The sequence below is a fragment of the Pseudomonas sp. Pseusp10 genome (genome assembly GCF_059492225.1).
Genome location: NZ_CP168528.1, coordinates 1295402 through 1317063 on the forward strand (window position 1 = coordinate 1295402; position 21662 = coordinate 1317063).

The window sequence follows — 21662 nt, forward strand, 5'->3', positions numbered from 1 at the left end:
TCGAAATTGATTCGGTGTTGCTCGGGGCCACGTTCGTTCAATGAGGGCTGGCGGCGAACCATCCATCGTGACGGCGCAGGCGCCAGGCGATCACGCCGAGGGTCAGACTGCGCAGCAGCATGAACAACAAAAAGGTTATCCACAGGCCATGGTTGCCCCCGCCTTGCAGTGCCCAGCCGAAAGGCAGCACCAGCGCCACGGTCAGCAGCATGCCGTTGCGCATTTCCCTGGCGCGGGTGGCGCCGATGAAAAGACCGTCGAGCAGGTAACTCCAGACGGCAATCAGCGGCAGTACGGCGAGATAGGGCAGATAGATGAACGCGGTGTCGCGCACACTCTGAATGTCGGTCTGCATCTCGATGAACAGATGCCCGGCGAACAGAAACAGTGCGGCAAAACCCAGGCTCGCCAGCAACGACCAGCCGCCAGCCACCACCAATGAGCGGCGCAGGGCATCGCGGTCGCGGGCGCCGAGAGCATGCCCGCACAGGGCTTCGACGGCGTGGGCCAGGCCATCGAGGGCGTGGGCGGTCAGCAGCAAACCGTTGAGCAGCAAGGCATTGGCAGCGACCGTGGCGTCGCCCAGCCGCGCGCCTTGCACGGTGATCAGGAAAAACACCGATTGCAGCGCCAGGCTGCGGATGAAGATGTCGCGGTTGACCGCCAGCAATGGCCGCCAACTCTGCCACAGCGTCAATGCCGCCCAGGCGATATGCCCGGGATAGGCGCGCAGGGCTTTGCGGGTCATCAGCAAGCCGATCAGCGCCCCCGTCCATTCGGCAATGACCGAAGCCCGGGCCGCACCGACCACGCCCCATTCCAGGCCGAGAACGAACCACAGGTTCAGGGCAATGTTGACCAGGTTGGTGCTCAGCAAAATCGCCAGCGGCGCCCGGGCATTCTGGGTGCCGAGGAACCAGCCGACCAGTGCATAACTGGCGAGCGCCGCCGGCAGGCCAAACAGGCGGGTGTGGAAGAACTCGCGGGTCAGATGATCGAGTTCCGCCGACGGTTGCATGAAATGCAGCGCGACCCCGCTCAACGGCACGCCCACCGCACCCAACACCACGGCCAGGCCGATGGCGAGCAACAGGCCTTGCAACAGGATCTGCCGCAAGGCCGCGCCATCCCCGCGCCCGGCCGCCTGGGCGGCGAACCCGGTGGAGCCCATGCGCAGAAAACCCATGGCCCAGGCCAGGAAGGTGTACAGACTGGCGCCGACCGCGACGGCGCCGAGTTGATGGGCGTGGGGCAGGTGGCCGATGACGGTGCTGTCGACCAGCGCCACCAGTGGTACGGAGATGTTCGAAAGAATCATCGGTGCGGCCAGCGCCCAGACCCGGCGATGGGTAGGGCGGTCGCGCCAGTCGGCGGTCAGGTTGGACATGCAGGCTCCTTGGGAGCGGGCATTGTAGCGGCACATTTGAAGTCCGCCGCGATCCATTGTGGGAGCGAGCTTGCTCGCGATAGCGGTGTGGCAGACACTCATATGTTGTATGTGCCGGCATTATCGCGAGCAAGCTCGCTCCCACAGGTGTCCGGTGGGGTCAGTGAATAATCCAGCTGAGCAACCAAAGCCCCAGCATCAACCAGATGATCCCCATGATGAACGACGCATTGAGAAAGGCGCGGATCGCCGACCACAGCAGTATCAGCCCGAGGATCAAGGTCACGATGCTGACGATCGAGGTATCCATGCCCAGCGCCTGGGACAAGCCTTCGACAAAATTGCTGCTGGCGTTGCTCATCAGATTGAACAGCCCACTGAGGCCATCAACGATGAAGCGGATGATCGAGCCGAGTGCCTGGCCGAGCCATTCGAAAAAACCTTCTACCTGCATGGAATGGGCATCCTGATTAATGAGAATTGAGTCTTGGGCTGTCGATCATGCTGCCGAGTTCCCACAAGCATAGAGCGTTGCGCAGTACCTGTGGGAGCGGGCTTGCTCGCGAATGCGGTGGTTCAGACACATCAATGCTAGATATACCGCCGCTTTCGCGAGCAAGCCCGCTCCCACAAAAAACAATGCCAACCGCTCAATCTTTGTCACTTGCCTTCACTCGTCATCCCCCCGAAGCTATACGCCTTCAGGAGAGCCCGATGAACCTTGTTGAACTGACCGAACGCCTGCACGCCATCCGTGACCGCAATGACTGGCGGCAATTTCACAGCCCGAAAAACCTGGCCATGGCCGCGAGTGTGGAAATGTCCGAGCTGGTGGAAATTTTCCAGTGGCTGACCGAAGACCAGTCACGCCAGTTACCGGCGGACAAGCTCGCCCACGCCGGGCAGGAAGTCGGTGACATCGTGCTTTATCTGTTGCTGTTATGCAGCGAGCTGGGCCTGGACATGGAAGCCGTGGTGCGCAGCAAACTGGCGGACAGCGAACGGAGGTTCAGCTGATGAGCGACCGTCATTTCGATCAACTGGCGACCCGTTTTGCCGAAAAAATCTACGGCGGTGCCAAAGGTGCGATCCGTCTGGCGGTGTTGCAGGCCGATCTGGCCGAAATCTTGCCCGACCGGCCGCTGCGTGTTCTGGATATCGGCGCCGGACTTGGCCACATGTCGTTGTGGCTGGCCCAGCGCGGCCATCAGGTGACCCTCGCCGAGCCTGCCGAGCCGATGCTCGAAGGCGCCCGTCAACGCTTTGCCGAAGCCGGGCAGAGCGCCACGTTCATTCAGGCACCGTGGCAGGAACTGCTCGGGCAGCTCACCGAACCCTACGACCTGGTGCTGTGTCATGCCGTGCTGGAGTGGCTGGCCGAACCCCACGCCATCCTGCCGGTGCTGCATCAACTGACCAAGGCGGACGGCTGGCTGTCCCTGGCGTTCTACAACCGCGACGCGCTGATTTATCGCAACTTGCTCAAGGGCCATTTCCGCAAGATGCGCAAGAATGACATGGCCGGCGAAAAGCAGAGCCTGACCCCGCAACAGCCCCTTGATCCGCGCGAGCTGACGGCGCAACTTGAAGGTCTGTGGAAGGTCGAAAGTCAGAGTGGAGTGCGGGTTTTTCACGATTATATGCCGGTGGAGTTCCAGGCCCGCGCCGAGCTTGTGGACCTGCTGGAAATGGAACTGGCCCACCGTCGTCATCCAAGCTTTGCCGGGCTTGGGCGTTACTTGCACTGGATCTGTCGGCCTGTCTGATCGGAGCACGAAATGAAAAATCATTCAGGTGTACTGGTGTTCTGCCTGGGACTGGCCGCTTGTCAGGGCAGCAACCCTTATGTCGCCACATCCAACCCTTTGCCACCGGCGCCACCCCAGGCCGCCACCACCTTTGACCGCAGCGCTTACCCGGCAGCCCCGCGTGACTATGGACGCTACCGCAGTTGGGCCTGGCTCAATGGGCATCTGCCAGCAGGCACTGCCTGGGCCGATTCGGCGCAAGTCGCCGAAGCGGTCAGCAATGCGCTGGATCAACGCGGCTTGCGCCCGTTGCACGATAATCGCCCGGCCGACCTGTTTGTCAGCGCCGACCTGCGGATGGAAACCCGCTTGCGTCAGGTTCGGGACGACTATTACGGCGGCGGTTATGGCGGCTACAACGGCTACGGCCCTGGATATGGTGGATACGCCACCGTGCCGATCATCCGTACCTATCAGGAACAGGTCGTGGTCGTGCAGGTGGACATGTTTGACGCCAAAAGCGGTCAGCCGATATGGAGCTCCAGCGCTGAAACCGGCAACCGGGGCAGCGAAAGCGAGCGGGCCGATGCCATACGGGAGGCTGTGGAAAAGGCTATGTCGGCGTATCCTCCTAGTTAGCTTCTTGTAGATAAGAAGCGTTCCACAGGATCATGTCTTCAACCGGAGAATCATCATGTTCCGCCGTTTTGTTTTACTGGCAGTGGCCGCGCTGCTCAGTGCCTGCGCCGCCAACCAGGTCAATCATGACTTCGACGCCAGCCGCGACTTTGCTGCCTATCGCAGCTGGAGCTGGAAAGAACCCGCCCTGCAATACCGTCCCGATGATCCACGGATCAAGAGCGACCTGACCGAACAGCGCGTCCGCCAGGCAGTTGCCGATCAACTGGATCAGCGCGGTCTGCGCCCGGCCGCCGCGGGTGCCAAGGGTGACTTGAATGTACAGACCTACCTGATCGTCGAAGAGCGGCAACAACAGGTGACCACCAATTACGGCGGTGGGTGGGGCAACCCGTGGTACGGCTACTACGGCGCACCGATGTACAACGAAACCCGCAATGTCAGCTACAAAGTGGCGACCATCCAGATCGACTTGCTCGATGGCAAGGATGGCAAACTGGTGTGGCGCGGCAGTGACGAACAGATACTCAGCCGCACGCCGAACCCGACGGATCGTCGCGATGCCATCTGGGAAACGGTTACGCGGATATTGGCCAACTATCCACCGCACTTATCCTAGAATCAGCCAGCCATTCAACCCCTGTGCGCCCACGGGGGGGGGGGGGTGGATGGTGTACATATCCATTGCTGCGGTAACGGCGGCTTATGGTTTTGCCCTTACGGCGAGTCCCTTTTGGCAGACGCCCGGAGTGCCGGCCCAGCCAAAAGGAACCAAAAGGTCTCGCCCCTTACGTACGGCCCCTCGCTTAGGCTCGGGGTTCCTTCGCTCCGGCATTCATCCGGGGGCATCGCCTCCGGTCGGCTTCGCTCGACCTCCTCTCGATGTGTTCGGCTACGCCGAACGGCGCTGCGCGCCTCCCCCCGGATGAACGCCTCCACTCAGCCTGCCGAGGGGGCGGGTGGATCAAGATCAAGAGCTGCAGGCGAGCTAACGCTCGGCCTGATGAGTGGTGAAGAGCGTGGGTGTACTCCGGCTTGCTTTTGCTCTTCTGTGGGAGCGAGCTTGCTCGCGATGGCGGCCTGCCAGCCGATCGAAATCTTTCGGATGTACTGAGTACCTGTGGGAGCGGGCTTGCCCGCGAAGGCGGCCTGACAGCCGACCAATATCTTTCAGATGTACCCGGCCCAACTGTGGGAGCGGGCTTGCCCGCGAAGGCGGCCTGACAGCCGACCAATATCTATCAGATGTACCCGGCCCAACTGTGGGAGCGAGCTTGCTCGCGATGGCGGCCTGTCAGCCGACCAATCCTGTGTAATTTTCATCAAATCCCGAGGAAACCTCCGACACGTTTTTCAGGTTGTCCGTCGGAAGCGCGATCTCTAGCCTTTGTCTGTCGCTGCAAAATCAGTGATCGGGTTTGGTCGCCCGGGTTTAGAATGGCGCACAGTGCCGCGCGAGCGGCATTTTTGTGCTTGCTTAATGGCGAGCTGTGCGTGGGAGGGCCTAGGCTCTGCCGGGTTTCCATTCCCTGGTCGACCAACCTGCGTACGGTTCGCCACCCTTCTGCTTGGTCGCAGTGATGGCGAACTCCAAACTCAAGAATGGAGCTTCACCATGATCAAACCCACCCCAAATCCCCCCGAAACCGACGACGTTTCCCCCTATCAATCCCCCCACTCAAACAAACTCCACGAAGCTGCCGATCGCGCCCTCGATCACTACCTCAATCCACCCAGGCAACCTGTCACCCACAAACCCAGCACGATGTTCGTCATCGCCCCGGACATCGACACCGAAACCCTGCTGGCCCACGCCTGTGAATCGCTGGCGTCGGCGAGTGTGATGGCGAGTGATTTTGCGGGGTTTCTGGAGGGTTCGCAGCGCAACACTCTGCTGGGGATTGCGCAGGTGATCATGCTGGGTGAGCTGGCGGTAAATCGGGCCTTGGATAATCTCGATCCGCAAGATTGATCGTGGAGCTTTTGTGGCGAGGGAGCGAACTCCCTCGCCACAGATATCGGCTTTGTCAGGATCAGGCAACCGGCCGCCAGTGCCCGACCATATGCTCCAGATCCCCGGCGCCCACCAACTGCAGTTCCCCGCTCGGTCCCGGCGCACTGGCCAGCAACGTCACTTCACTGGGCAACCGTACCGGCTTCCTGAACTGCACCGCGATCTCGATATTCGCTGCAGGTAGATGCCCCACCAGCGCAGCCAGCGTGCGCGCCTTGTTCCACAGGCCATGGGCGATGGCGGTCGGGAAACCGAAGAGTCGGGCGCTGGCCGTGCTCAGGTGGATCGGGTTGTAGTCGCCGGACACCTTGGCGTATTGCCGGCCGATGTCCGAGGATGCTTTCCAGTGCTCGACTTTGGTCAAGGCCAGGCTGCTTGTCAGATGCTCTTCGAGCGGTTCGCCCTCGAGTTTGACGCCGCGACAGAGCATCCGGCTTTGTTCCTCCCACAACGGCCCCAACTGATCGTCGAGGGTGGTCAGCAAATCGAACGTTGCGCCTTTTGTGTGGGGTTGCAGGTTCTGCACCTGCACGCTGACGCACACCCGACTCACCCCGCCCATGGGGCGCAGCACACGGATGCGATTGCTCAGGTGAATCAGGCCCAGCAGCGGGAACGGGAAGTCCCTGGCCGTGAGCAATTGCATCTGCAAGGCAAAACCGAGGATATGCGGATAGGTTGGTGGCAGCAGGCCGTTGTCGGCGAAACCGCAGACCTTGCGATAGGCCACCAGGCGCGTGGGATCGACATCGACCCAGCATCGAAAACCCGAATCGGGCAGGTGGGTGCCAGTGATTTTTCGCCGTGTCGCCGCTCGTGCGTACAACCTCGGCAGGCCAGGTTCGCGGTTGAATGTGCTCCAGTCGGTGATCATCCTTAAGCCCCCAGAACGCTTTGCCCGCAAACGCGCAACGCTTGCCCGGTGAACGCGCCGGTGCCCGGTTGCGCGAGCCAGGCCACGGCCTCGGCGACGTCTTGTGGCAAGCCGCCCTGGCCAAGCGAGCTCATGCGTCGTCCGGCTTCGCGCAGGCCGAAGGGAATGTGCGCGGTCATCTGCGTTTCGATGAACCCCGGCGCCACGGCGTTGATGCTGATGCCGCGCTCGGTGAGCAGCGGCGCCCAGGCTTGCGCCAGGCCAATGAGCCCGGCCTTGCTTGCCGCGTAATTGGTTTGCCCGCGATTGCCGGCGATGCCGCTGATGGATGCCAGCAAAATCACCCGGCCGTTGTCGTGCAGGGCGCCGCTGTCGAGCAGGGCTTTGGTCAGCACTTGCGGCGCGTTGAGGTTGACCGCCAGTACCGCGTCCCAGAATTCCGGGGTCATGTTGGCCAGGGTTTTATCCCGGGTGATGCCGGCGTTGTGCACCACGATATCGAGGCCGTCGGGCAGCTGTTCGATCAACTGCGTGGCGGCGTCTTCGGCGCAGATGTCGAGGGTGATGCTGCGCCCGCCGAGGCGTGCGGCGAGGGCTTCGAGATCGGTTTTGGCCGGCGGCACGTCGAGCAGGATGACGTCGGCACCATCACGGGCCAAGGTCTCGGCGATGGCCGCACCAATGCCTCGCGCCGCGCCGGTCACCAGTGCCTTGCGCCCGGCGAGCGGGCGCGTCCAGTCGGTGACGGGCGTCGAGCACGGATTCAGGCGAATGACCTGCCCGGACACGAAGGCGCTTTTGGGCGAGAGGAAAAACCGCAGCGGGCCTTCCAGTTGCGTCTCGGCACCTTCGCCGACATAGATCAACTGCAGGGTGCCACCGCTGCGCAACTCCTTGGCCAATGAACGGCTGAAACCTTCCAGGGCACGCTGCGCGCTGGCGGCGAACGGGTCGCGCTGTGTTTGCGGATCGCGTCCGAGAATCACCAGGTGTGCACAGTGTTCGAGGTTCTTCATCAGTGGCTGGAAAAACTCGCGCAGTTGCTTGAGCTGATCGGGATGCAGCAGGTCACTGGCGTCGAACACCACGGCCTTGAGTTTTGGTCCGTGGCCGGGAATCCACGCTGTGGCCATCGAAGGCTCGGTGCCGTAGCTGTAGATCGCGTCGGTCAGGCGGTTGGCGAAGGCACTGACTTGCTCTGCCAACGGCCCGCCGCCGAGCAGCAGCGCACCTTCTACAGGTCGCAGCCGGCCTGCTTGCCAGCGCTCCAGTCGGGTCGGCACCGGCAGCCCCAGGGCGCCGACCAGGCGATGGCCGATGGACGAGTTGGCGAAGTCGATATAGCGGTCAGACATGGAGTGCGCTCCGAAAGCCGGGGTTAAAAGTGTGGACCATGAATGGCGATCAGTCGTTCGATCCACGAGATAAGGCCTACGCTGGTGTAGGAGCGAGCCTGCTCGCGATTGCGATAGGTCAGTCGACATCAATGTAGCTGACAGGCCGCTATCGCGAGCAAGCTCGCTCCCACAGGGGATCTTGCTCACATTTGAATTTTGGAAGGAGCTCTCATGACCCAACTGCGCCGCGTCGCGATCATTGGCGGTAACCGGATTCCTTTCGCCCGCTCCAACGGCCCCTACGCCACGGCCAGTAACCAGGTGATGCTCACTGCCGCCCTCGAAGGCCTGATCGAACGCTACAACCTGCATGGCCAGCGCATCGGCGAAGTGGTCGCCGGGGCCGTGCTCAAGTTGTCGCGGGACATGAACCTCACACGCGAGTGCGTACTCGGTTCGCGACTGTCGCCTGCCACCCCGGCCTATGACATCCAGCAGGCTTGCGGCACCGGGCTGGAAGCGGCGTTGCTGGTGGCGAACAAGATCGCCCTGGGCCAGATCGACTGCGGCATTGCCGGTGGCGTGGACACCACTTCGGATGCGCCGATCAGCGTCAGCGAGGGCCTGCGCAAAATCCTCCTGCAAGCCAATCGCTCGAAAACCACCGGCGACAAACTGAAAACCTTCCTGCAATTGCGTCCCAAACATCTGATCCCCGAATTCCCGCGCAACGGCGAGCCGCGTACCGGGCTGTCCATGGGGCAGCATTGCGAGTTGATGGCCCAGACCTGGAACATCCCTCGCCAAGCACAGGATCAATTGGCGCTCGAGAGTCATCAGAAGCTGGCCGCGTCCTATGCCGAAGGCTGGCACAACGACCTGATGACACCGTTCCTCGGGCTCACCCGCGACAATAACCTGCGTCCGGATTCGACTCTGGAAAAGCTCGCCGCGCTCAAACCGGCCTACGAGAAAAGCGCCAAGGGCACCCTGACCGCAGGCAACTCCACGCCACTGACCGATGGTGCGTCACTGGTGCTGCTGGGTAGCGAAGAATGGGCCAAGGCTCGCGGGTTACCGATTCTTGCCTACTGGCGCGACGGTGAAGCGGCGGCGGTAGATTTCGTCAACGGCGCGGAAGGGTTGTTGATGGCGCCGGTCTACGCCGTGCCGCGTTTGCTGGCACGCAATGGCCTGACCTTGCAGGACTTCGACTACTACGAAATCCATGAAGCCTTCGCCGCGCAAGTGTTGTGCACGTTGAAGGCCTGGGAAGATCCGGAATATTGCAAAACCCGTCTCGGCCTCGAGACGGCGTTGGGCTCGATTGATCGCAGCAAGCTCAACGTCAAGGGCAGTTCACTGGCGGCGGGGCATCCGTTTGCCGCTACTGGCGGGCGCATCGTCGCCAACCTGGCGAAGTTGCTGGATGCGGCGGGCAAGGGGCGGGGACTGGTTTCGATTTGCGGGGGGGGCGGGCAGGGTGTGACTGCGATCATCGAACGCTGAGTAATCGCAACTGTAGGAGCGAGCCTGCTCGCGATGACGGCGGATCATCCAACATAAAGGTTGGCTGACACTCCGCCATCGCGAGCAAGCTCGCTCCTACAGGGTTTGGGGGTGTGCCGGCTGATCAGGTCCGAAACCTGCGCACCAACCCGTCCAGCTCATTCGACAACCCGGCCAGGCTCTGGGAATCCAGACGCGCCGAGTTGGCCAGTTCCGCCACCAACTGCGCATCGCCATGGATCTGGCTGATGTGCCGATTGATGTCTTCGGCCACTTGATGCTGTTGTTCCGCCGCCGTGGCGATCTGGGTATTCATGTCGCGGATCACGTCCACCGACTCGCGGATCTGCCCGAAGCTGTTGCGCGCCTCACCGATGCGCGTCACCGATTGCTGGGACACCTCCAGACTGGCGTGCATCTGTTGGGTCACCTGGCTGGTGCGTTTGGCCAGGTTGCCCAGCAGCCCGTCGATTTCCGCCGTGGAGTCGGCCGTGCGTTTGGCCAGGGCTCGAACTTCATCGGCCACCACGGCAAAACCTCGACCCTGTTCACCGGCCCGGGCCGCTTCGATAGCGGCGTTCAATGCCAGCAGGTTGGTCTGTTCAGCGATCGAACGGATGGTCCCGAGGATCGACTGAATGTCGTTACTGTCGCGTTCGAGCTGTTGCATCGACTGGGCCGACTGTTCGATTTCCTGGCTCAGGCGATCCACGCTGTTCACCGCCGCATCGATCTGCTGCTGACCTTCGCGCGCCTGGCGCTGGCCACTGTCGGCAGACTCCGCAGCCTGACTGCAAGAGCGCGCGACTTCGTTGGCGGTGGCGACCATTTCGTGGAACGCCGTGGAGACCATATCCACCGCTTCACGCTGGCGTCCGGCGGCTTCGGCCATGTCGCTGGAGACCTGGGTCGAACTCTTGGACGTAGCGAGGATCTTGCCCGCCGCACCGCCGATGTTCTGGATCAGGTTGCGAATCGCGGTCAGGAACTGGTTGAACCAGTTGGCCAGTTGCGCGGTTTCGTCGTTGCCACGGATTTGCAGGTTCTGGGTCAGGTCGCCTTCGCCCTGGGCGATGCCTTCCAGGCCGCTCGCCACGCTGCGGATCGGACGCACGATGAGGCTGGCGAAACTGGCGCCGACGATGGCGAAGACGACGGCCAGAACGGCGGCGATGATGGCGATCAACCAGGTCAACTGGGTCGCGGAACTCATCACGTCGTTCTGTTTGATCAGGCCGATGAAGGTCCAGCCCAGTTGCTCCGACGGCCAGACGTTGGCCATGTAGCGCTCGCCGTTCAACTCCACCTCCACCAGGCCTTTGCCGGCCTTGGCCAGTTGCGCGTAGCCGTCGCCCAGGCTGTTCAGCGGTTTGAAGTTGTGTTCCGGTTGTTTCGGATCCACCAGGACCGTGCCGGTGTTTTCCAGCAGCATCAGGTAGCCGGTTTCGCCGAGCTTGATCTGTTTGACGATTTCGGTGAGCTGCTTGAGCGTCACGTCGATGCTGACCACGCCGCCGTTGGTGCCCAACTTGTTGTCGATGGTGCGCACGGTGCTGACGTAGGTCGCGTCATCCTGGGCCCAGTAGTAGGCCTCGGTGCGAAACGGCTTGCCCGGTTTGGCCTGGGCGGCCTTGTACCAGGGGCGCTGGCGCGGATCGTAGTTGCTCAGCTTCGGATCATCCGGCCACGACACGTAACCGCCCGCCGCCGTGCCGAGGATGGCATAGGCGTAGGCCGGGTGGCTGTTGCCGAGGTCCTGGAGCAGGGTGAAGACTTTTTTGTCCGCCTCGCCCTGAGGGATGCTCTCGGCGTTGGCGGCCATGTAGGTCTTGAGGCTGTCGTCGGAGTTTCGGATCAACGGCTGCCTGGCCAGGTAATCGACGTTCTGGCTGATGCCGTCAAAGAACAATTGCATGGCATTGCTGACCTGACGAATCTCGCGGGCACTGCCGTCGATGAATTCGTCCCTGGCATCACTGCGCAGGTTCAGCACAACGAGGGTGGCGACCAGCACCACGGGTAGGCAGGCGATGATTGCAAACGCCCAGGTCAACTTCTGTTTGATGTTCATCCGCGCTCCAGATTTTCTTGTAGGCCCACGCAGTGCAGATGACTCGCGGTTTATTGGCAGCCGTAAACGTTCTTGGTCAACCCGGGTCCTTGAGTGCGGCATCGCTTTTGTTGTGGCAGCGATTGTCGGACAAATCACTTTGTCACTAAGGACTTCGGCTGTTGTCGGAGGAAATTGAGGCCTGTTGGGAAAAATCCTACGGAAGGTACGAACTGTGGAGTCAGCTTCTGTCGCAATTGCCCTCTTTGCCCTTGCACAACAAGTGACGCAGGCTCGGCTATGATCTGGAACGATCCGTGGCGGTCGTCGGTTTTATCCGATGAAATCGGCACATTGTGTGCTTCTGCAATGATCATAAGTCGGCAACCCCTCCCCCCGGTGAGTGGATTGCCGTATAACGAATGACTTTCGCGTGTTTGGTAATAAAGGACCCACAATAAAAGCTGATGAAGACTCCAAAACGCATTGAACCCCTGATCGAGGACGGTCTGGTCGACGAGGTGCTGCGCCCACTCATGAGTGGTAAAGAAGCAGCTGTTTATGTGGTGCGCTGCGGTAACCAGTTACGTTGCGCGAAGGTCTACAAGGAGGCGAACAAACGCAGTTTTCGTCAGGCGGCCGAGTATCAGGAAGGCCGCAAGGTGCGCAACAGCCGTCAGGCCCGGGCGATGGCCAAGGGCTCGAAGTTTGGCCGCAAGGAAACCGAGGACGCCTGGCAGAACGCCGAAGTGGCGGCGTTGTTCCGCCTGGCCAATGCCGGTGTGCGGGTGCCCAAGCCGTATGACTTCCTTGAAGGCGTGCTGCTCATGGAACTGGTGGCCGACGAGTACGGTGATGCCGCGCCGCGTCTGAACGATGTGGTGCTGGAGCCGGATCAGGCCCGCGAGTATCACGCGTTTCTGATTTCCCAGATCGTGCTGATGCTGTGTACTGGCCTGGTGCACGGCGACCTGTCCGAGTTCAACGTGCTGCTGACGCCGACCGGCCCGGTGATCATCGACCTGCCGCAGGCGGTGGATGCGGCGGGCAACAACCACGCATTCAGCATGCTGGAGCGCGACGTGGGCAACATGGCGTCCTACTTCGGGCGGTTTGCACCGGAGTTGAAGAAAACCAAGTACGCCAAGGAAATGTGGGCCTTGTACGAGGCCGGCACCTTGCACCCGGCCAGCATCCTGACCGGCGAGTTCGCCGACACGGAAGAACTGGCCGACGTGGGCGGAATCATGCGCGAAATCGAGGCCGCGCGCCTGGATGAAGAACGCAAGCAAGCGGCACGCGCGGCGGACGATGCTCCGCCGGGCAAAACCGAAGAACCGCCTCCACCGTGGATGCAGTGATCGGCTGAAAAACCCGGCTTCGGCCGGGTTTTTTGTGGGTTACAGATTCATCATCAATGTCGTCTGGCAGTCCGCCTTCGCGGGCAAGCCCGCTCCCACATGGCCGCCACTGAACCTGTGGGAGCGGGCTTGCCCGCGATGGCGTCGGTACAGCCGACATCAATGCATCAGGCCCGAGCTGGTTTGGCACAGCACCCCGACTCCAGATTCTTCAGAATCGGGCAGTCCGGCCGATGATCGCCCTGACAGTGCTCAACCAGATCCTGCAATGTATCGCGCAACTGCCCCAGCTCACGGATCTTCTGGTTCAACTCATCGATGTGCTGCCGGGCCAGGGCCTTCACATCGGCACTGGCGCGTTGGCGGTCTTGCCAGAGGGTCAGCAACTTGCCGACTTCTTCCAGGGAAAACCCCAGGTCCCGGGAGCGCTTGATGAACGCCAGCGTGTGCAGGTCATCATCGCCGTACACCCGGTAACCGCTGTCGGTGCGATGGGCCGCCTTGAGCAGACCGATGGATTCGTAATAACGGATCATCTTTGCGCTCAGGCCGCTGTGGCGGGCCGCTTGGCCAATGTTCATCGGTTGTCCTCCAGGTCCTTGGGTTTCCAGGTTTTCAACAGTAGCGCATTGCTCACCACGCTGACGCTCGACAACGCCATGGCCGCACCGGCCAGCACCGGGTTGAGCACGCCGAACACTGCCAGCGGAATGCCGATCAGGTTATAGACGAAGGCCCAGAACAGGTTCTGCCGAATCTTCGCGTAGGTCTTGCGGCTGATCTCCAGCGCTGCCGGTACCAGTCGCGGATCGCCGCGCATCAGGGTTATGCCGGCCGCGTGCATGGCGACGTCGGTGCCGCCGCCCATGGCGATACCGATATCGGCGGCGGCCAGTGCCGGGGCATCGTTGATGCCGTCGCCGACCATCGCCACCACACCGGTTTCTTTCAATGCGGCGACCGTGGCGGCTTTGTCCGCCGGTAACACTTCGGCATGCACATCGTGGATGCCCAGCGCCTTGGCCACTACCTTGGCGCTGCCGCGATTGTCGCCGGTCAGCAGGTGGCTGCTGATGTTCCGCGCGCTCAGTTGTTGCACCGCTTGCAGCGCGCCGGGCTTGAGGGTGTCACCGAAGGCGAACAGACCCAACACGCGTGGCTCGGTTTTTTGTTCGATCAGCCAGGACAAGGTCCGGCCTTCGCTTTCCCACGCGATCGCCGAGTCGGCCAACGGCCCGGCGTTCAAGCCGCTGTCCTCCAGCAGGCGCCGATTGCCCAGCGCCAGACGACGGCCCTCGAGACTGCCGGCGATACCGCGCCCGGTCAGGGACTGGCTGTCGCTGACATCGGCTACCGTCAAATGCCGTTCGGCACAGGCATCCAGAACAGCCTTGGCCAGCGGATGCTCGCTCCCGCGTTGCAGGGCGCCGGCCAATTGCAGCAGGCTCGCCTCATCACCGTCGATGGCACTCAGATGAGCGATGCGCGGGGCGCCGGAGGTCAGGGTGCCGGTCTTGTCGAACACCACTGCGCTGACTTCATGGGCGCGTTCCAGTGCTTCGGCGTCCTTGATCAGAATCCCGTAGCGTGCCGCCACGCCGGTGCCGGCCATGATCGCCGTCGGTGTGGCCAGGCCCAGGGCGCACGGGCAGGCGATTACCAGCACCGCCACGGCGTTGATCAGCGCGGTTTCCATCGGCGCGCCATGCAGCCACCAGCCGATCAGGGTTGCCAAGGCAATCAACAGCACGGTGGGCACGAATACCTGGCTGACTTTATCCACCAGTTTCTGGATCGGCGCTTTTGCGGCCTGGGCGTCTTCCACCAGCCGGATGATCCGCGCCAGCACGGTTTCCGCACCGAGGGCCTGGGTACGCACGAGCAACCGGCCTTCACCGTTCATAGCACCGCCGGTGACTTTGTCGCCGGGCTGTTTGGGCACCGGCAGGCTTTCACCACTGATCAGGGCTTCGTCGGCATGGCTCTGGCCTTCAACCACTTCGCCGTCCACCGGGAAGCGTTCGCCGGGTTTGACCATCACCAGATCATTGAGACGCAGCGCACTGATGGCGACTTCCTGTTCGCGGCCATCGATCACCTGAATCGCCCGTTCCGGACGCAAGGCTTCGAGGGCGCGGATGGCGCTGGCGGTCTGGCGCTTGGCGCGGCTTTCCAGGTACTTGCCCAGCAGCACCAGGGCGATCACCACCGCCGAGGCCTCGAAATACAGATGCGGCATGCGCCCGGCGGCGGTGGCCCATTCGTACAGGCTCAAGCCATAACCGGCGCTGGTGCCCAGGGCCACCAGTAAATCCATGTTGCCGGCCCCGGCGCGCACGGCTTTCCACGCGGCGACGTAAAACCGTGCACCGAAGATGAATTGCACCGGCGTGGCCAAGGCGAACTGCACCCAGGCCGGGAGCATCCAGTGCACGCCGAATGGCTGTAGCACCATCGGCAATACCAGCGGCAAGGCGAGGGCAATGGCGATGATCAAGGCCAGGCGTTCGCGATGCAGGCGTTGTTGTTGGTTATCGGTTGGCGGGTGTTCGACTTCCCAGACGCTGGCGGCGTAACCGGCTTTGGTCACGGCCGAGATCAAGGTTTGCGGATCGATCTGGCCGAGCAGTTCAAGGTGGGCGCGTTCGTTGGCCAGGTTGACGCTGACGCTTTTCACTCCCGCAACTTTGCCCAGCGCGCGCTCGACGCGACCGACGCAGGACGCGCAGGTCATGCCGTCGATGCTCAATTCCAGACTCTGTTGCGGCACGCTGTAGCCGGCCTTGGCCACGGCATCCATCAGGGCCGGCAGACTGTCGCTGGGCGCTTGCACCCGCGCTTGTTCAGTGGCGAGGTTGACGCTGACGGCACTGGCGCCAATGACTTTGCTCAAGGCGCGCTCGACTCGCCCGGCGCAACTGGCGCAGGTCATGCCGGCAATCGGCAGGTCGAACGTGGTGGATTCGGACATCGGTCGCACTCCCTGTAGTAGATGACCACAGGATCAACCTTGCCATGCTGGCAAGGTCAAGTGCCAATCTTATACCCACCGCTGATCCCCTGTAGGAGCGAGCTTGCTCGCGATGAACGCCAACGGTAACGCTGGGTTTCTGAATGTACGCGTTGTCTGGACGTTTTTCGCGAGCAAGCTCGCTCCTACAGGGACGGAGTGTCAGTAGCCGAGCCCTGCGCGCTTCAGGTACATCCCTTCCTGCGTCATCGCGATCCGGTACTTGAGCACATCCCCGGCCTTGAGCTGGATATCCTGCGAACCCGGCGCGAGCATGCCCGGATTGCAACCTGGCACCTGGCCCGGCAGCAATTTGAGGCGCAGCGACACTTTGCCCGGCGGCAGGTTGAACGAGGTGCTCTGTTCCTGAAACAGCCGCGCCGCCAGTTGATCCTGGATGTACACACCGATTTCGCAACTGGTCGCGACTTCCAGGCGCTCGCGGGAAATGATCAGCACGCCATAATCCTGACCGGCAGCATTGACCGAAGGCACGGCGGCGAAAAGGCTGAGAAAGCCAAACAGGCTGAAAACCGACCAGCGCATGGCTGAATCTCCTGAGTTCGAGTCATTGATGGACGCAGCTTGGCCGAGCCCCGCGTCGATTGCCAGCCCGGCAGCAATCTTCAGAACTTGACCTTGCCATGGTGGCAAGCTCGAAACTGGGTTAAACCTCGGAAAGGAGTCATCCCATGCAAGTGTTCAACGTTGAAGGCATGTCTTGTGGTCACTGCGTCAAGGCCATCACTCAGGCGGTCCAGGCCAAAGACCCGGCGGCCAGTGTGCGGGTCGATCTGGCAGCCAGGGAGGTCGGAGTCGAAAGTGCGCTGAGCGCCGAGCAAGTGATCGAAGCGATCAGCGAAGAGGGTTACGGCGTCAAATTGGCCTGATTTTAATAGTTAGCGAGCTATCTTAATGTTCAAGGCGTCCATGCGCGGCTAGACTGTCGGCCTGCCGACTTCTGCCCCACTGGATGCCTGATGAACTTGCGTACCATTCTGATTCTCGGCGCCTTGAGCGCTTTCGGTCCACTGGCGATCGATTTCTATCTGCCGGCTTTCCCGGCCATGGCACTGGCCTTCGGCACGGACGAAAATCACGTTCAGATGACGTTGGCGGCGTATTTCCTCGGCTTGTCCATCGGTCAGTTGGCCTATGGCCCGGTGGCGGATCGTTTCGGGCGACGCATTCCGTTGCTCACCGGTGTCGGCCTGTTCACCGCTGCTTCCGTGGCGTGCGCCTATGCGCCGAATCTGGAATGGCTGATCGGTGCGCGATTCGTCCAGGCATTGGGTGGCTGCGCGGGCATGGTGATTTCCCGGGCGGTGGTCAGCGACAAATGTGATGCGGTGGGCTCGGCGAAAGTCTTTTCGCAGTTGATGCTGGTGATGGGGCTCGCGCCTATCCTCGCGCCATTGCTGGGTGGGTTGCTGGTCAACACCACAGGCTGGCAGTCGATCTTCCTGGCCTTGACCGGGTTCAGTGCGTTGGCGGGGCTGGCGGTGGCGACGGGATTGCCGGAAAGCCTGCCGGCCCACATACCGCGCCAACCGCTGTCGGGCGCGCTGCGTCAGTACGGTCGGTTGCTGGCCGACCCGATATTTCTTGGCCACGCCTTGACCGGGGGTATCGCCATCGCCGGGATGTTTGCCTACATCGCCGGTTCACCCTTCATCATCATCAAGCTCTACGGCGTTCCGGCCGAGCATTTTGGCTGGTTGTTCGGCACCAATGCGGCGGGCTTCATTCTGGTGGCGCAGGTCAACGCGCGTCTGCTGGCCAAACGTGGCCCGACATTCTTGCTGGTGCGCGCGGTGTGGGTTTATCTCGCGGCCGGTCTGACCCTGCTCGCTGTCAGCTCTCTGCACACGGCCCACCTGTGGCCGCTGCTGATTCCATTGTTCATCTGTATTTCCAGCCTCGGTTGCATCAGCCCCAACGCCGCAGCCTGCGCCATGAGCGGGCAGGGCGCACGGGCCGGCAGCGCATCGGCGCTGCTCGGTTGCCTGCAGTTCAGCGTGGCTGCCGGAGCCTCCGCGCTGGTGGGCGTTTTGCACGACGGCAGCGCCGTGCCGATGGCCATGGTCATCAGCCTGTGTGGGATTCTGGTGGTGAGCGCTGCGGTGCTCACCCGGCGTTTGCAAAATGCACGGGCGCTGGCGCAAGCCCAGGTTTGAGGCCGGTATCAGCCGGCAGCACGCTGCGGGTGCAGGACGGGTATCGGGTGAGGGGCCTGGATGCGGGCTTCGAGGGTACGCGTGAAAGCGCGAGCTTCTGCTTCGCTGCGGAACGTCACCGCATGCTGATCAAGACGGACTTGCCACTGGGATTTTGCCAATTCTTTTATCAGGATCTTCACAACTGATCACCTCTCGTAAAAGACGTTACGCAAAAGATTGCCTCGCAGGAGATTCGATTGTAGTCCTGAATACGAGCACCATTGTGACAAGGATCAACTGTCGGACTGACGGTTTGTAACTAAAAAAAACAAGGATTTTTGAGGGGCCCACAGGGGCTGTCTGCGACCGGGACTTACCGGCCGCAGACGGAAAACAGCAGAGGGCGATGAAATCAGCGATGCTTTTTTTCAGCGCTTCAGAACCCTTCCAGCACAATCTTGCCCTTGGCTTTGCCGCTTTCCAGCAGGGCATGGGCACGGCGCAAATTGGCGGCATTGATCGTGCCGAAGTGTTCGCCCACTGTGGTTTTCAGGGTCCCGGCATCGATCAGCCAGGCGACGCGATTGAGCAGGTTGTGCTGCTCGATCATGTCCGCGGTTTCAAACAGCGATCGGGTGTACATGAACTCCCAGTGCAGTGACAGGCTCTTGCGTTTGAGCTTGGTCACGTCCAGTGACTTGGGGTCATCGATCAGCGCCAGCTTGCCTTGGGGGGCCAATGCCTCGACCAGTTGATCCAGGTGCTGGTCGGTCTGGGTCAGGCTGGCGACGTGGGTGACCTGATCCACGCCGGCACGCTTGAGTGCTTCGCTCAGTGGCTGGCTATGGTCGATCACCAGATCGGCACCCAGCTCCTTCACCCAGCTTTGGGTCTGCGCACGCGAAGCGGTGCCGATGACTTTCAGGGCAGTCAACTGGTGAGCCAGCTGCGTAAGAATCGAACCCACGCCACCCGCCGCGCCGACGATCAACAGGCTCTGGCCTTCATCGGTTTTGCCTTCGCGCACTTGCAGGCGCTCGAACAACAGTTCCCACGCCGTGATCGCGGTGAGCGGCAGGGCAGCGGCCTCGGCGAAATCAAGGGTCTTCGGCATGTGGCCGACGATGCGCTCGTCCACCACATGCAACTCGCTGTTGCCGCCCGCACGCGCGATGGAGCCGGCGTAAAACACCTTGTCGCCGACCGTGAACAGCGTCACCTCACTGCCCACCGCCTTGACCACACCGGCCACGTCCCAACCCAGCACCTTGGCCGTACCGCTTTCAGGCTGGACGTTCTGGCGCACCTTGGTGTCCACCGGGTTGACCGAGATGGCTTTGACTTCCACCAGCAAGTCGCGGGGGCCGGCAACCGGCTCCGGCAGCTCGATGTCTTGCAGAGCCTTGTCGTCACTGATTGGCAACGAGGCGTAGTAGGCAATGGCTTTCATGGGCGGCTCCTGAACACTGATAAAGAAGAGATTCGATGAGGCGGATGATTGGCTATTTCTCCTGAAGATAAAACCGGCTAAAAGAGCAGTCTCTTTCAATATTTTTTTGATAATCGGTGCTCTTGATGCTGCGTTTCGATGACTTGCAATTGTTTGTCCGGGCGGCGGACCTGGGCAGTCTGTCCGCCGCCGCTCGGGGCATGGACATGTCGGCGGCGGTGGCCAGTGCGGCGCTCAAACGCATAGAACAACAGCTCGGCGCCCGTTTGTTGGCCCGTTCGACCCGAAGCCTGCGCCTGACCGCCGAAGGCGAGGGCTTTCTCGAGTACGCCCGCTCGGCACTGAGCAATCTGGACGAGGGCCGGCGATTGCTGGCCAGTGGTCAGGACCAGGTCAGCGGGGTTCTGCAACTGTCGGCACCATCGGACTTTGGCCGCAATTTGCTGTTGCCCTGGCTCGACGAGTTTCAACGCGAGCATCCGAAACTGACCGTACGTTTGCTGCTGGGGGACCGCATCGCCGACCTGTTTCGCCAACCGGTAGACATTGCCCTGCGCTACGGTGAGCCGGAGGACTCCAGTTTGGTGGCACTGCCCATCGCCCCGCAGAACCGCCGGGTGTTGTGCGCCGCTCCCGGCTATCTGGCAAGTCATGGCGAGCCGCGGCATCTGGAGCAACTGGCACAGCACAATTGCCTGTTGTACATGCTCGGCAGCCGGGTCCACGATCATTGGAGTTTTCACGACGGCAAACGCGAAGTCAGCCTGACCGTCAGCGGCGATCGCTTCAGTGACGATGCCGATGTCGTGCGCCTTTGGGCCGTGGCAGGTGCCGGGATTGCTTACAAATCCTGGCTCGATGTGGCTGCCGATGTACTGGCCGGCCGCTTGAAGGTGCTGTTGCCGGAGCTGCTCTGTGAGCGCGCACCGTTGAATCTGTTGTGCGCCCATCGCGCACAATTGAGTAAGCCGGTGAACCTGTTGCGTGAAATGCTTGCCAGAAAATGCGCCCTTTTGAGCAGTCAATTTCCGGGCTTTTCGGAAATCGACCATTAGTCGCACGAAAAAAGAGAAATTTCTCTCAGGAACGATCACCACCTATGCCGGACGGTGGAAAGGATCCGCCGACCAACCCGCATATACTAGCGCCCTCATCATGTAAGTAGCGTCGATCCCCCCAATGGCGGGTCCACGTTCGAGTCGGTCCGGCTGCATGGTCATCCTTCTGGCCTTCGCACCATCGGCCAGACAGCGCCAATGTATGAGCAAGGCGTTGCCAGGTTTATGGCAGTTTCCTCGGATTGGCCGACGACACACTACTGGTCAAGATGTCTCTGGGCAGTAGACGAAACGATTCAACAGGGAGTGAATACATGGAATATGCACCTTGCATCAGCAAGATCGCCACATTGCTGGCTGACCCAAAGCGCAGCGCAATGATGTGGGCCTTGATGGATTGTTCGGCGCGAACAACCGAAGAGTTGGCACTGCTGGCTGGCCTGTCACCGTCTTCGGCCAGTGCACACCTGGGACGTTTGTCCGCTGGAGGTCTGTTGAGGGTTGAAAGCCGCGGCCGCAAACGCTTCTTCCGCTTGGCCGCTCCCGAAGTCGGGGCGGCAATCGAAGCACTGGCCAGCGCGACCTTCGCCAGCGCCCCCCAGGATATTGCGGACGTATTCAAGCGTAATGCGTATCTCGTCAAACCCCGGGCGGTGCGTTCGCCATTGTTGAGTGCCCGACTGTGCGACGATCACTTGGGGGGCACCCTGTCCGCCGATCTGTATCAGCGACTGCTGGAGGCAGGCTGGATCGAACAGTTTGATCAGCGGGTCACGGTCACGCTCAAAGGCGCGACGGAGTTGGCGGCACGGGGCGTGTTCATTCAGGCGCTGGCCCATCACAACGGCAGGGTTGCCTGCGCGTGTCCTGACTGGAGCGAGAGACGCCCGCACATGGGCGGCTCGCTGGGCGCGGCACTGTTGCAGCTGTTCATGCAGTCGGGGTGGCTGAGCTTGTCCAACGATTCCCGAGCCTTGCAAGTGACGGCCTCCGGGCAACGCGAGATTCATCGCTTTGCCCAGGAAACCGAGTTGGAACTGGCGCTTTAATGCACTGTTGCGGGAGC

21 protein-coding genes and 1 pseudogene are annotated in these 21662 nt (G+C 61.6%); 11 read left to right on the plus strand and 11 right to left on the minus strand.

Going from position 1 to position 21662, the window contains the following annotated elements; all coding sequences use genetic code 11:
• Positions 1-37: 37 nt before the first annotated feature.
• On the minus strand, positions 38-1387 hold the full coding sequence (locus ACEN8Z_RS05770) for an MATE family efflux transporter (protein ID WP_495597038.1): 1350 nt from the start codon (positions 1385-1387) through the stop codon (positions 38-40).
• A gap of 160 nt (positions 1388-1547) precedes the next feature.
• On the minus strand, positions 1548-1841 hold the full coding sequence (locus tag ACEN8Z_RS05775) for a hypothetical protein (RefSeq protein WP_495597039.1): 294 nt from the start codon (positions 1839-1841) through the stop codon (positions 1548-1550).
• A gap of 260 nt (positions 1842-2101) precedes the next feature.
• On the opposite strand from ACEN8Z_RS05775, the gene ACEN8Z_RS05780 reads away from it, so the two are divergent.
• The 5 genes from ACEN8Z_RS05780 (at position 2102) to ACEN8Z_RS05800 (ending at position 5746) form a co-directional block, all read left to right on the plus strand.
• The gene (locus ACEN8Z_RS05780) at positions 2102-2404 is read left to right on the plus strand and encodes a MazG-like family protein (protein WP_007971343.1); all 303 of its coding nucleotides are present in this window, start codon (positions 2102-2104) and stop codon (positions 2402-2404) included.
• On the plus strand, positions 2404-3153 hold the full coding sequence (locus ACEN8Z_RS05785) for a methyltransferase domain-containing protein (protein ID WP_495597040.1): 750 nt from the start codon (positions 2404-2406) through the stop codon (positions 3151-3153). Before ACEN8Z_RS05780 ends, ACEN8Z_RS05785 begins: the two co-directional genes overlap by 1 nt.
• 12 nt (positions 3154-3165) lie before the next feature.
• The gene (locus ACEN8Z_RS05790; RefSeq protein ID WP_007994199.1) at positions 3166-3774 is read left to right on the plus strand and encodes a DUF4136 domain-containing protein; all 609 of its coding nucleotides are present in this window, start codon (positions 3166-3168) and stop codon (positions 3772-3774) included.
• Between the two features lie 55 nt (positions 3775-3829).
• Positions 3830-4393: a DUF4136 domain-containing protein gene (locus tag ACEN8Z_RS05795; protein ID WP_007994198.1), complete on the plus strand. Its 564-nt coding sequence runs from the start codon at positions 3830-3832 to the stop codon at positions 4391-4393.
• Positions 4394-5389: 996 nt separating this feature from the next.
• Entirely contained in the window at positions 5390-5746 is a 357-nt protein-coding gene (locus tag ACEN8Z_RS05800) for a DUF6124 family protein (protein WP_495597041.1), read from the plus strand.
• 61 nt (positions 5747-5807) lie between these two features.
• Here the strand turns inward: ACEN8Z_RS05800 and ACEN8Z_RS05805 are convergent, their stop codons facing one another.
• Together ACEN8Z_RS05805 and ACEN8Z_RS05810 are read right to left on the minus strand one after the other, a co-directional pair.
• The gene (locus ACEN8Z_RS05805; protein ID WP_495597042.1) at positions 5808-6662 is read right to left on the minus strand and encodes a MaoC family dehydratase; all 855 of its coding nucleotides are present in this window, start codon (positions 6660-6662) and stop codon (positions 5808-5810) included.
• 2 nt (positions 6663-6664) lie between these two features.
• Positions 6665-8017 carry a 3-oxoacyl-ACP reductase gene (locus tag ACEN8Z_RS05810; protein WP_495597043.1) on the minus strand — a complete coding sequence of 451 codons (1353 nt, stop codon included), beginning with the start codon at positions 8015-8017 and terminating at the stop codon, positions 6665-6667.
• A gap of 213 nt (positions 8018-8230) precedes the next feature.
• On the opposite strand from ACEN8Z_RS05810, the gene ACEN8Z_RS05815 reads away from it, so the two are divergent.
• Positions 8231-9508, plus strand: coding sequence for an acetyl-CoA C-acetyltransferase (locus ACEN8Z_RS05815; RefSeq protein ID WP_495597044.1), 1278 nt, complete (start codon positions 8231-8233; stop codon positions 9506-9508).
• Positions 9509-9632: 124 nt separating this feature from the next.
• Here ACEN8Z_RS05815 and ACEN8Z_RS05820 read toward each other — a convergent pair whose 3' ends face one another.
• Both ACEN8Z_RS05820 and ACEN8Z_RS05825 read right to left on the minus strand, forming a co-directional pair.
• Positions 9633-10400 (minus strand): methyl-accepting chemotaxis protein, encoded by a 768-nt coding sequence (locus ACEN8Z_RS05820; RefSeq protein WP_371319548.1) that lies wholly within the window; start codon positions 10398-10400, stop codon positions 9633-9635.
• 90 nt (positions 10401-10490) lie between these two features.
• Positions 10491-11681, minus strand: a pseudogene (locus tag ACEN8Z_RS05825) (cache domain-containing protein); the annotation flags it as partial.
• Positions 11682-12025: 344 nt separating this feature from the next.
• On the opposite strand from ACEN8Z_RS05825, the gene ACEN8Z_RS05830 reads away from it, so the two are divergent.
• Complete coding sequence (locus ACEN8Z_RS05830) at positions 12026-12919, plus strand: PA4780 family RIO1-like protein kinase (protein ID WP_116265383.1); 894 nt, start codon at positions 12026-12028, stop codon at positions 12917-12919.
• A gap of 167 nt (positions 12920-13086) precedes the next feature.
• Here the strand turns inward: ACEN8Z_RS05830 and cueR are convergent, their stop codons facing one another.
• From cueR to ACEN8Z_RS05845, 3 genes are all read right to left on the minus strand, one after another.
• Positions 13087-13500, minus strand: a complete 414-nt coding sequence (gene cueR / locus ACEN8Z_RS05835; protein ID WP_495597045.1) for a Cu(I)-responsive transcriptional regulator — start codon at positions 13498-13500, stop codon at positions 13087-13089.
• Positions 13497-15890, minus strand: coding sequence for a heavy metal translocating P-type ATPase (locus tag ACEN8Z_RS05840; protein WP_495597046.1), 2394 nt, complete (start codon positions 15888-15890; stop codon positions 13497-13499). The genes cueR and ACEN8Z_RS05840 overlap by 4 nt, the downstream gene beginning before the upstream one ends.
• A 201-nt stretch (positions 15891-16091) precedes the next feature.
• A complete protein-coding gene (locus tag ACEN8Z_RS05845; protein ID WP_007991323.1) occupies positions 16092-16475 on the minus strand; it encodes a hypothetical protein in 384 nt (127 codons plus the stop codon).
• Positions 16476-16621: 146 nt separating this feature from the next.
• Between ACEN8Z_RS05845 and ACEN8Z_RS05850 the strand changes: the two genes are divergently transcribed.
• Together ACEN8Z_RS05850 and ACEN8Z_RS05855 are read left to right on the plus strand one after the other, a co-directional pair.
• Complete coding sequence (locus ACEN8Z_RS05850; protein ID WP_007991325.1) at positions 16622-16819, plus strand: heavy-metal-associated domain-containing protein; 198 nt, start codon at positions 16622-16624, stop codon at positions 16817-16819.
• A 90-nt stretch (positions 16820-16909) separates the two neighbouring features.
• Entirely contained in the window at positions 16910-18106 is a 1197-nt protein-coding gene (locus ACEN8Z_RS05855; protein WP_495597047.1) for a multidrug effflux MFS transporter, read from the plus strand.
• An 8-nt stretch (positions 18107-18114) separates the two neighbouring features.
• On the opposite strand, the gene ACEN8Z_RS05860 is transcribed toward ACEN8Z_RS05855, so the two are convergent.
• Together ACEN8Z_RS05860 and ACEN8Z_RS05865 are read right to left on the minus strand one after the other, a co-directional pair.
• Positions 18115-18288 carry a hypothetical protein gene (locus ACEN8Z_RS05860; RefSeq protein WP_007996470.1) on the minus strand — a complete coding sequence of 58 codons (174 nt, stop codon included), beginning with the start codon at positions 18286-18288 and terminating at the stop codon, positions 18115-18117.
• 236 nt (positions 18289-18524) lie between these two features.
• A complete protein-coding gene (locus ACEN8Z_RS05865; RefSeq protein ID WP_495597048.1) occupies positions 18525-19538 on the minus strand; it encodes a zinc-binding alcohol dehydrogenase family protein in 1014 nt (337 codons plus the stop codon).
• 125 nt (positions 19539-19663) lie between these two features.
• On the opposite strand from ACEN8Z_RS05865, the gene vimR reads away from it, so the two are divergent.
• Positions 19664-20593, plus strand: coding sequence for a transcription regulator VimR (gene vimR, locus ACEN8Z_RS05870; protein WP_495597049.1), 930 nt, complete (start codon positions 19664-19666; stop codon positions 20591-20593).
• 317 nt (positions 20594-20910) lie between these two features.
• Positions 20911-21645, plus strand: coding sequence for an ArsR/SmtB family transcription factor (locus ACEN8Z_RS05875; RefSeq protein WP_007996474.1), 735 nt, complete (start codon positions 20911-20913; stop codon positions 21643-21645).
• The last annotated feature ends 17 nt before the right edge of the window (positions 21646-21662 follow it).

Bases quoted from the DNA above. Each gene is read 5' to 3' on its own strand.
- ACEN8Z_RS05790 (WP_007994199.1), top strand. From the start codon at position 3,166: ATGAAAAATCATTCAGGTGTACTGGTGTTCTGCCTGGGACTGGCCGCT.
- ACEN8Z_RS05775 (WP_495597039.1), bottom strand. From the start codon at position 1,841: ATGCAGGTAGAAGGTTTTTTCGAATGGCTCGGCCAGGCACTCGGCTCG.
- vimR (WP_495597049.1), top strand. From the start codon at position 19,664: ATGCTGCGTTTCGATGACTTGCAATTGTTTGTCCGGGCGGCGGACCTG.
- cueR (WP_495597045.1), bottom strand. From the start codon at position 13,500: ATGAACATTGGCCAAGCGGCCCGCCACAGCGGCCTGAGCGCAAAGATG.
- ACEN8Z_RS05840 (WP_495597046.1), bottom strand. From the start codon at position 15,890: ATGTCCGAATCCACCACGTTCGACCTGCCGATTGCCGGCATGACCTGC.
- ACEN8Z_RS05850 (WP_007991325.1), top strand. From the start codon at position 16,622: ATGCAAGTGTTCAACGTTGAAGGCATGTCTTGTGGTCACTGCGTCAAG.
- ACEN8Z_RS05820 (WP_371319548.1), bottom strand. From the start codon at position 10,400: ATGGCCGAAGCCGCCGGACGCCAGCGTGAAGCGGTGGATATGGTCTCC.
- ACEN8Z_RS05785 (WP_495597040.1), top strand. From the start codon at position 2,404: ATGAGCGACCGTCATTTCGATCAACTGGCGACCCGTTTTGCCGAAAAA.
- ACEN8Z_RS05865 (WP_495597048.1), bottom strand. From the start codon at position 19,538: ATGAAAGCCATTGCCTACTACGCCTCGTTGCCAATCAGTGACGACAAG.
- ACEN8Z_RS05875 (WP_007996474.1), top strand. From the start codon at position 20,911: ATGGAATATGCACCTTGCATCAGCAAGATCGCCACATTGCTGGCTGAC.
- ACEN8Z_RS05770 (WP_495597038.1), bottom strand. From the start codon at position 1,387: ATGTCCAACCTGACCGCCGACTGGCGCGACCGCCCTACCCATCGCCGG.
- ACEN8Z_RS05780 (WP_007971343.1), top strand. From the start codon at position 2,102: ATGAACCTTGTTGAACTGACCGAACGCCTGCACGCCATCCGTGACCGC.
- ACEN8Z_RS05800 (WP_495597041.1), top strand. From the start codon at position 5,390: ATGATCAAACCCACCCCAAATCCCCCCGAAACCGACGACGTTTCCCCC.
- ACEN8Z_RS05845 (WP_007991323.1), bottom strand. From the start codon at position 16,475: ATGCGCTGGTCGGTTTTCAGCCTGTTTGGCTTTCTCAGCCTTTTCGCC.
- ACEN8Z_RS05795 (WP_007994198.1), top strand. From the start codon at position 3,830: ATGTTCCGCCGTTTTGTTTTACTGGCAGTGGCCGCGCTGCTCAGTGCC.
- ACEN8Z_RS05805 (WP_495597042.1), bottom strand. From the start codon at position 6,662: ATGATCACCGACTGGAGCACATTCAACCGCGAACCTGGCCTGCCGAGG.
- ACEN8Z_RS05855 (WP_495597047.1), top strand. From the start codon at position 16,910: ATGAACTTGCGTACCATTCTGATTCTCGGCGCCTTGAGCGCTTTCGGT.
- ACEN8Z_RS05810 (WP_495597043.1), bottom strand. From the start codon at position 8,017: ATGTCTGACCGCTATATCGACTTCGCCAACTCGTCCATCGGCCATCGC.
- ACEN8Z_RS05830 (WP_116265383.1), top strand. From the start codon at position 12,026: ATGAAGACTCCAAAACGCATTGAACCCCTGATCGAGGACGGTCTGGTC.
- ACEN8Z_RS05815 (WP_495597044.1), top strand. From the start codon at position 8,231: ATGACCCAACTGCGCCGCGTCGCGATCATTGGCGGTAACCGGATTCCT.